Raw genomic sequence first — 10,035 nt, 5'->3', positions numbered from 1 at the left:
GTCCAGCGCCGGCCACTCCATCGGCTCGCGCAGCAGGGCCAGCATGCCACTTTCCCAGTCGACGTGCGGGGTCGCCAGCTCGGCGTGCAGCGTCCTGGGCAGGACTCCGTGCTGGATGGCCTGGACCATCTTGATGACGCCGCCGACTCCGGCGGCTGCCTGCGCGTGTCCGATGTTGGACTTGAGGGATCCGAGCCGAAGGGGCCGATCCGGGGAGCGGCCGCGACCGTAGGTGGCGATCAGGGCGTTGGCCTCGATCGGGTCACCGAGGGGTGTTCCGGTGCCGTGGGCCTCCACGACGTCGATGTCGGAGGTCGACAGTCCCGCGTTCGCGAGGGCCTGGCGGATCACGCGTTCCTGGGCGGGTCCATTGGGCGCGCTGAGGCCGTTGCTGGCGCCGTCCTGGTTCACCGCGGAACCACTGATCACCGCAAGCACCCGGCGGCCGTTGCGCCGGGCGTCGGAGAGCCGCTCCAGCAGCAGGAGCCCGGCACCCTCGGCCCAGCCGGTGCCGTCAGCGGAAGCGGCGAAGGACCTGCACCTGCCGTCCGGTGACAGACCGCGCAAGCGGGAGAACTCGACGAACGCCTGTGGCGTGGACATCACCGTCACCCCACCGGCCAGCGCCAGATCGCACTCCTCCCGGCGCAACGCGGCGACCGCGAGGTGAACGGCGACCAGCGACGAGGAACAGGCCGTGTCGATGGTGACGGCGGGTCCCTCCAGGCCCAGGACGTAGGCCAGCCGGCCCGACACGACGCTGCCCGCACTCCCGCTGTAGAGATAGCCCTCGAACTCCTCCGGCGGGAGGTGGAAACGTGACCCGTAGTCGTGGTACATCGACCCGACGTACACACTCGCCCGGCTTTCGCGGCGTTGGTCCGAGGTGATGCCGGCTCGCTCGAAGCTTTCCCACGCGGTCTCCAGCAGCAGCCGTTGCTGGGGATCGGTGGCCAGAGCCTCCCGGGGCGACATGCCGAAGAACTCCGGGTCGAACTGGTCCGCGTCGTGCAGGAAGCCGCCCTGATCGGTGTATGACGTCCCGAGGGTGTCGGGATCGGGGTCATAGAGCCGGTCCAGAGGCCAGCCGCGGTGCTCGGGAAAGGGCGTCACGGCGTCGATGCCGTCGGCGACGAGCTGCCACAGCCGTTCCGGCGAGTCCACGCCGCCGGGGTAGCGGCAGGCCATTCCGATGATGGCGACCGGCTCCCGGTTCCTTTCCTCGATCTCGCGCAGACGCCGGCGGCTGGCGCGGGCATCAGCGACGGCGCGCGCCAGGTACTTGCGGAGCTTGTCTTCGTCAGCGCCCACTGTTCTGCGCTCCCGGGATCTCCTCAGAGCAGGCGACAGCCGGATCCCCGGTATTGTGCACGGTGATCTTCCTTTCCTGGGGAAGTCTCGCGCGAATCGCATCCTCTGGAATTGTCGCCGCATTGTCGTAACGCGGCGGTAACCGCGCACTCCCGGTGCTCCAGGTGGCATCTGATGACCGTCGGAGGACCCTGTGGTTAGTGTCTGATTACGAGGCCTCCGGGGGGTGGCAGTAGAGTTCTGAACAAACGTCCATCGAAGGCGGGAAATGGAATAAAAATGACCACGGAGAGCGAAGAACGCGATCTCGCCGAACCCTATATCGGGAGTCTCCTCGAATCGCTCGGGCTGGGCGTCCACTACTCACGGGCAGTCGGAGACACTCTCTTCTGCCGCGACGAGACGGGGAGTGAGATCTCCGTTCTCGATCTTGTTGGCGGATTTGGATCGACGATCCTCGGGCACAACAATCCAGAGATCGTCTCCTATGCCAAGGAACTTCTCGACCGGCAGGTTCCGGTCCACGCCCAGTTCTCGAGACATCCCTACGCCAGCGATCTCGCGCGGGCTGTCAACGCCATCATCAGGCGTGAGTTCGGAACGTCCGAAGAATACTCGGCGGTATTTGCCAACAGTGGCGCCGAGGCGGTCGAGATAGCGATGAAACACGCGGAGCTCGACCGGGTCATGAGGGTCGCCGCCATCGCGGCGGAGATCGAGGGCAACCTCGCCGCGGCGCAGGCGGCCGTCGCTGCTGGTGCCGCGGTCGTGGCAAGCGGGTCGTCCGTTCGCCTGGGTATCGAAGGGTCGCGTGCGCTGGATCTCGACGAGGTGATCGCCGGGATCGGACGCGCCAACAAGGAACGTATGACCGCCACGCCGGTGTTTCTGGCGCCGGAGGGATCGTTCCATGGAAAGCTGGTCGGCAGCGTTCAGCTCACGCACAACGTCGACTTCAGGACTCCCTTCGGTCTCCTGGCCGCGCAGTGCCGGTTCGTTCCCGTGCACGAGCCCGACGCACTCACTCGGACTATCGAGACCGAGCGGAAAACGCTGTTCGATCTCGCGGTCGACGGTCATGCCGTGCACGTTGTCGAACGTGACCTGCCAGTGTTCGCCGCTTTCGTCCTCGAGCCCGTCCAGGGTGAGGCGGGGATCCGGGCGTTCGACCGGGAGACGGTGCTGCGCATCCAGCGGGAATGCGCGGCGGTCGATTGCCCGGTCATCGTCGACGAGGTGCAGTGTGGAATGGGCCGTACCGGCGCCTTCTTCGCGAGTTCGTGGCTGGGTCTGCAGGGTGATTACTACACGCTGGCAAAGAGTCTCGGTGGCGGGATCGTCAAGACTGGTATGACCCTGGTGCGTGGTTCTCGCTACCGCCGGGAGTTCGAACTTTTGCACAGTTCCACCTTCGCGAAGGACTCCTTCTCCACTTTGATTGCCAGTCGCACGGTGGAACTGCTGGAGGCGGGCAACGGCGCAGCATATCGAAAGGCCGCGGAACGCGGCGAGCGCATTCTGGAGATGCTGCACTCACTGTGGAAGGAATTCGGAAACGTTGTCCGGGACGTCCGCGGTGTCGGTCTCATGATCGGCCTGGAGTTCCACGACCAGTCGGGCTCCACCCTGGAGGGCGTAGCCGAGCAGTCCCGGGCCGGGCTGCTCGGCTACGCCCTGTCCGGATATCTGCTGCGTCGGCATGCGATCCGTGTTCTTCCGACCGCCAGCGCCACGAACACGCTGCGGCTGGAGCCGTCGGTCTGGATCACGGACGCCGAGATAGATCGCCTGGAGTCCGGGCTGCGCGGCCTGCTGGTCGCGCTTCGGGATCACGCCGGCGCCGACCTCGCGAGCGGCGGCCTGCCGACCACGGGCTCGGCTGGGCAGACCGGCGGACAGCGGCCGCGGTAGCCGGCCGGCGGGGCCGCCGCCACGGACACCGCACCGAGACAGCACTGCGACTTTCCGCAGTTATGAAGGAGCGAGCTACCCAGATGACGACATGGTCTGACGGTCACGAGGGCGGTCGCGGCGAGGCGGTTGCGGTCGTCGGAATTGCCTGCCGCCTGCCCGGAGCGTTCGGAACCGCGGAGTTCTGGAACCTGCTGGTCGACGGTCGCAGCGCGGTGGCTGAGGTTCCAACCGACCGGCGGCACGGGATCTCGGATCCGGCTCTGCTCGGTGGTGCCCGGTTCGGGGCTTTCCTGGAGGCGGTGGGAGATTTCGATGCCGCCTTCTTCGGAATCTCCCCGAGAGAGGCCGCCGCGATGGATCCGCAGCAGCGGCTGGTCCTGGAGCTGGCCTGGGCGGCGTTGGAGGACGCCGGAATTGTGCCCGCCGACCTGGCCGGCTCCGCCGCCTCGGTGTTTGTCGGCTCCTTGCGTGACGACTATGCCGGCCTCGTCCTGAGCGGCGGCGATCGGCTGATCACACAGCACACGAATACCGGCACCCACCGCGCCATCATCGCCAACCGGGTCTCCTATGCCCTGGATCTGCGTGGGTCGAGCGTCGTGGTGGACACAGCTCAGTCGTCCTCGCTGGTGGCGGTCCATATGGCGGCGCACAGCGTGCGATCGGGCGAGTCGCCGGTCGCTCTCGCCGCCGGAGTGAACCTCAACCTCTGGGCCTCCGGGGCACTGGGGGCGCAGCGGTTCGGCGGACTCTCGCCGGACGGACGCAGCTACGTCTTCGACGCCCGGGCCAACGGGTATGTCCGAGGTGAGGGCGCCGTGGTCATGGTGCTCAGGCCACTGGCCGCCGCCCTGGCCGACGGCGACGACGTGTACGCGGTCATCCGCGGCAGCGCCACGAACAACGACGGAGCGACCTCCGGCCTGACCGTGCCCAGCCCCGCGGCGCAGGAGAAGGTCCTGCGCGCCGCGCTGCGACAGGCCGGCACTGCCCCGGCGCAGGTGCAGTACGTGGAACTGCACGGTACCGGGACTCCGGTAGGCGACCCGATCGAGGCGACCGCTCTGGGTGCTGTCTTCGCCGGCCGGCGGTCGGGCGGGGACGCCCGGAGCGCGCAGCCGTTGTCGGTGGGGTCGGTGAAGACCAACATCGGGCATCTCGAAGGCGCCGCCGGGATCGCCGGGCTGCTCAAGACGGTGCTTAGCATCCGGCACCGGCGCCTTCCCGCGAGTCTGAACTTCGCGACGGCCAACCCGGACATTCGCCTCGACGACCTCGGGCTGCGGGTGAACACGGAGCTCTCCGCCTGGCCGCGTCCGGCTGAACCGCTGATTGCCGGAGTCTCGTCGTTCGGCATGGGGGGCACGAACGCGCACGTGATCGTGGGTGAACCGCCGGGTGCCGCCCGTGTGCCCACCAGGCACCCGGCCGACGAGGCGGACCCGCGGGTACACCCGGTTCCCGTCTCCGGCAGGACTCCCGCCGCGCTGCGGGCACACGCCGCCGTGCTGCGAGAGACGGGTCTCCCCCCGGGCGATCTCGGGTTCTCGCTGGCGACGACCCGGACCTCCTTCCGACACCGGGCGGTCGTCCTCGCCTCCACCGGCGAGGACCTGCGCAGCGGCCTTGATGCCCTGGCGAACGGGACACCCGCGCCGAACGTGATCTCGTCGGACGCCTTCGGAGATCACCAGCCCGTGGGCTCCGACGCGGTCGATGGGCAGACCGCGCAGGAAACGCAGGACCTGGCCGGCCTTGCGGCCCGCTACATCCTGGGCGCCGACGTCGACTGGCCAGCGGCGTACTCCGGGACCCACGCCAGGCGGGTCCGGCTACCCGGTTACCCCTTCCAGCGAGAACGGTTCTGGGCCGATGACCACCGCATGCCGGAACCTTGGTCCTCCACCGGTGCGGGGCGGACGGACACCGACCCGGGCACCCTGGTCCGGGTACAGGTGGCGGCTGCGCTCGGTCTGGATGATCCGGATCGGGTGGAGCTGGACACGAACTTCCGTGACCTCGGCTTCTCCTCGTTGATGACCGTGGAACTGATCGAGAACCTCTCCGCTGCCACGGGACGATCTCTGCCAGGCGGTCTGCTCTTCGACTATCCGACGCCACAGGAGCTGATCATCCACCTTGCCGGCACCGCGATCACGCCGGTGGCCGCGGGGACGAGCCCGGCCGTCCTCCCGCCTGCCCGGGGCGCGCACCCGACGGGTGACGCGGACGAGGACGCTGTCGCGATCATCGGTATGGCCTGCCGCCTTCCCGGCGGGATCGAGTCGCCCCAGGACCTGTGGCGGGTGGTGTTCGAGGAACGGGACGTGATCAGCTCGTTCCCCACCGACCGGGGGTGGCGGCCCGGGCAGGGATACTCCCGGGTCGGGGGCTTCCTCGACACCGCGGCTGAGTTCGACGCGGCGTTCTTCGGGATCTCCCCCAGAGAAGCCCTGGCCATGGACCCGCAACAACGCCTGCTGCTGCAGACCTGCTGGGAGGCGCTGGAACGGGCCGGAATCGAGCCGCGGTCCCTGCGCGGCAGCCGCACCGGGGTCTTCGTCGGCGGCACTGCCGCCGACTACGGCCCTCGGATGTACGAGGCCGACGAGGAGGTCGGCGGCTATGTGCTGACCGGGACGACGACCAGCGTGCTGTCGGGACGAATCGCCTACCAGTTCGGATTCGTGGGCCCGACGCTCACGGTCGACACCGCCTGTTCGTCGTCGCTGGTCGCACTTCATCTCGCTGTGCGCGCCCTGCGCAGCGGCGAGGCGTCGGCGGCGCTCGCCGGCGGGGTGACCGTGATGGCCACGCCGGGCATGTTCGAGGAGTTCGCCCGGCAGCACGGTCTGGCCGCTGACGGGCGGTGCAAGGCCTTCTCCGCGGACGCCGACGGCACCGGATGGGCCGAGGGCGTGGGAATGCTGGTGCTGGAACGGCTGGCGGACGCCCGGCGGCACGGCCACCCGGTTCTCGCCGTGATCCGCGGAACCGCGATCAACTCCGACGGCTCCTCCAACGGGCTGACGGCACCCAGCGGCCTTTCGCAGCAGCGGCTCATCAACGCGGCGTTGACCGACGCGGGCCTGACCAGTTCCGATGTCGATCTCCTGGAGGCGCACGGCACCGGCACCACCCTGGGCGACCCGATCGAGGTCGAGGCGATTCTCGCCACCTACGGGCAGAACCGCCAGATCCCCCTAGCCGTCGGCTCGCTGAAATCCAACATCGGTCACACCCAGGCGGCGGCTGGCGTCGCGGGTGTCATCAAGGCGGTCCAGGCCATGCGGCACCGCGTGCTGCCGCGAACCCTGCATGCCGATGTCCCCACCGCCCGCGTGGACTGGACATCCGGGAAGGTCGAGGTAGTGACGCGGGCCAGGTCGTGGCAGCCGACCTCCGGGCCGCTGCGTGCCGGCGTGTCCGCGTTCGGGATCAGCGGCACGAACGCCCACGTGGTTCTTGAGGAGGGGGAAAAGAGCACGACGGCACTGGTGTTCACGGGCCAGGGGGCGCAGCGGCCCGGGATGGGCCGGGAACTGTACGCGCGCTTCCCGGAGTTCGCGCGGGTGTTCGACGAGGTGTGCACGGCGTTTGACCCCCATCTGGACGAGCCGCTGCGGGAACTGATGTTCGGCGCCGGACCGGCCACCGGCTCGCGGCTGAACCAGACCCGCTACACCCAGCCGGCGCTGTTCGCCTTCGAGGTCGCGCTGGCCGCGCTGGCTGCCGACCACGGCCTGAGCGCCGATCTGCTCGCCGGCCATTCCATCGGCGAGCTGTCCGCCGCCCATGTGGCCGGGGTGTTCTCCCTGCCGGACGCTGCCCGACTGGTGGCTGCCCGAGGCCGGCTGATGCAGCAGGCCCGCTCCGGTGGCGCGATGATCGCGGTGGAGGCGACCGAGGCCGAGGTCGTCGCGACCCTGGTCGACGGAGTGGCGCTGGCGGCGGTGAACGGCCCGGTGTCGGTGGTTCTCGCCGGCGACGCCGAGGCCACAGAGCGCGTGGCCGCCGGATGGCGTGACCGCGGCCGTAGAACAACCCGGCTGACCGTCAGTCACGCCTTCCACTCTCCGCATCTGGACGATGTGCTCGACGACTTCCGGTCCGTGGCCTCGTCGATCGACCACCGGCCCCCGCGGATTCCGGTCATCTCCACGGTGACCGGGCAGCCGCTGCCCGCCGAGGTGGCCGGATACGCCGAGCACTGGGTCACCCAGATCCGCGGGACCGTGCGGTTCCACGACGCCGTCTGCGCCTTGCGCGAGGCCGGTGCCGTCGTGTTTGTCGAGGCCGGACCGTCGGCCGCGCTGACCCCGCTGATCAGGTCCGCGGGGATCGCGAGAGTGATCCCTCTCGGCAGGGCCACCGGCTCCGAGGCGGATACCTTCGTCTCCGGCGTTGCCCGGGCCCATGGCGAGGAGCCCACCCACCCCTTCCGTCGGGACCGGTACTGGTTGCCACCGCGGCCGACCCGCGGCGCCTCGGGGCATCCGCTGCTGGACTCGGTGGTGGAGCTGGTCGACCAGGACGATGTGGTGTTCGCCGGCACCCTCTCACTGGCCGATCATCCCTGGCTTGCCGGGCACGTGATCAACGGCTCGCCCCTGCTGCCGGCGACGGCCTTCCTGGAACTGGCGCTGTTCGCGGGGGAGCGGGTGGGACTGCCCGAGGTGGCGGACCTGACCCTGGAGAGCCCGCTCGTGCTGCCCGGCTCCGATCCGGTGCAGATTCAGGTCACTGTGCGTGACCGTCAGGTGCTGATCCACGCCCGGAGGGACGGGGAGCGGGACTGGACCCGGCATGCGACCGGGCTGCTCGCGGACGCCGGCGCCGGCCCGGGGCGCGGTGCGGTCGACCGGCTGGACTGGCCGCCCGAGGCGGATCCGGTGTCGGTCGACGACGCCTACGAACGTCTCGCCGAACGAGGATTCGACTACACCGGTCTGTTCTGCGGCCTGCGGGCGGTGTACCGCGATGGGGACCTCACGTACGTCGAGGTCGGCATCCCCGCGGGCCTTCCTCGCCCGGAACCCGGCTTTCTGCTTCATCCGGCCCTGGTGGACGCGGTGCTGCACCCCATCGTGCTGGGCCTGGTCGACGGCGGCGACGGACTGCGCCTGCCGTTCGCCTGGAGCGGGGTGCGGGCGGGCGGTGGTGTGGGCGGCGTCTCGGAGCTACGCGCCCGGCTCGCCCCGGCAGGCGGTGACGGCACCTACGAGGTGCTGCTCGCCGACGTGGCGGGCAGCGTGGTGGCCACGATCGAGGGGCTGACCTTCCGGGCATCGGCCGACGTCGCTGCCGACGGCGGCGAGATGTACGCACTGACCTGGCGGCGCGAGGACGCGGCTGCGGCCACGACCACCGGCACCGAGGAGGCCCCTGCTCCGGCCGTCGTGCCCGTCGCGAGCACGGACGACACGACGAGCACGGTCGCCCGCTACCTCGGTGTGATCCAGGAGTGGGTGGCGGCCGACCACGACCGGGACGACCGGCTCGTCCTGGTCACGCGGAGCGCGGTGGCTGCCGACCCGGACGAGCCGGTCACCGATCTGGCCGCGGCCGCGGTGTGGGGACTGGCCCGAACGGCCCAGAGCGAATACCCGGACCAGATCGTCGTGGTGGACGTCGACGACAGCGCGGCTGATGCCGGCCCGGCCGTGGCGGCGGCCGTGGCGGGTGTCGCGCGGCGGACCGGCCAGTCCCAGCTCGCCGTGCGAAACGGGGAGGTCCTGCTGCCCCGGCTGTCGAGGGTCGCCCCGGCCACCGCGCCCGCGGACGATGGCGGCGCCGCGCGCGGATTCGGCTGGGATCCCGGCGGCACGGTCCTGATCACCGGTGGCACCGGTGGGCTGGGCGCACTGATCGCCAGGCATCTCCATCAACGGCACGGCCTGCGGAACCTGCTGCTGGTTAGCCGTCGTGGACCGGACGCGCCCGGCGCCGCCGCACTGACAGCGGAACTGGAAGGCGCGCGCGCCGTCGCCGTCGACGTGACCGACCGGACGGCGCTGGCCCGACTGGTCGACGAGGTGCCGGCCGACGCGCCGCTGACCGCGGTGATCCACGCTGCCGGGATCCTTGACGACGGCACGATCCCGGCGCTGACCGCGGAGCGGATCAGCGCCGTCATGGCGGTCAAGGCCGATGCCGCGCGGTACCTGCACGAACTGACCGCGGATCGCCAGCTGCGCGCCTTCGTCCTGTTCTCCTCGATTTCCGGCCTGCTCGGCACGGCAGGTCAGGCCAACTATGCCGCCGCCAACACCTACCTGGACGCGCTCGCGGCGCACCGCAGGGCGCGCGGGCTGCCCGCGACATCGCTGGCCTGGGGACTGTGGCAGGCGGGCATGGGGGAGTCTCTCGGGGAGTCCGGCGTCAGTCGCTGGACGCGCTCCGGAGTGGCGCCGCTGACCGCCGATCAGGGACTCTCCCTGTTCGACCGCGCGATGTCCGAGGACGCCGCGCTGCTGGTCCCCGCCATCCTGCGGCCGTCCCGAGCCGCCAGCGCCGAGTCCTTGCCGTCCCTGCTGGGTGGCCTGGTCAGGGCGCGCCGCACGCCTGCCGGAACGGCGCCGACCGGGCGCGCGGAGCAGACGCTGACCCAGCAGGGCGCCCTGGACCTCGTCCGGGTGACCGCCGCGGCGGTGCTGGGACTGCCCAACCAGAACTCGCTCGACATGAGCAGGGCCTTTCGCGAGCAGGGTTTCGACTCGCTCGCCGGCGTCGACCTGCGCAACCGGCTGATCGCGGCCACCGGGCGGCAGCTTCCGGCGACCCTGGTCTTCGACCACCCCACACCACGGG

At 70.3% G+C, this 10,035-nt stretch carries 3 protein-coding genes; 2 read left to right on the top strand and 1 reads right to left on the bottom strand.

All coding sequences use genetic code 11. The features are described 5' to 3' along the window. A partial coding sequence (locus tag AC08OP_RS14180) for a type I polyketide synthase (RefSeq protein ID WP_476614619.1) occupies positions 1–1,434 on the bottom strand: 1,434 nt, incomplete at its 3' end. Between the two features lie 156 nt (positions 1,435–1,590). Here AC08OP_RS14180 and AC08OP_RS14175 point away from each other — a divergent pair. Both AC08OP_RS14175 and AC08OP_RS14170 read left to right on the top strand, forming a co-directional pair. Further along, positions 1,591–3,222, top strand: a complete 1,632-nt coding sequence (locus AC08OP_RS14175; RefSeq protein ID WP_476614618.1) for an aspartate aminotransferase family protein — start codon at positions 1,591–1,593, stop codon at positions 3,220–3,222. An 83-nt stretch (positions 3,223–3,305) separates the two neighbouring features. After that, on the top strand, positions 3,306–10,035 hold a 6,730-nt coding region (locus tag AC08OP_RS14170; protein ID WP_476614617.1), incomplete at its 3' end, for an SDR family NAD(P)-dependent oxidoreductase.

It is taken from the genome of Frankia sp. CeRuru1, assembly GCF_977966315.1.
Note: the sequence above shows the minus strand (reverse complement) of the source record. Positions and strands in the feature narration are given on the sequence as shown.

Coding starts and splice junctions, on each gene's coding strand:
- AC08OP_RS14175 (WP_476614618.1), top strand. CDS start 1,591: ATGACCACGGAGAGCGAAGAACGCGATCTCGCCGAACCCTATATCGGG.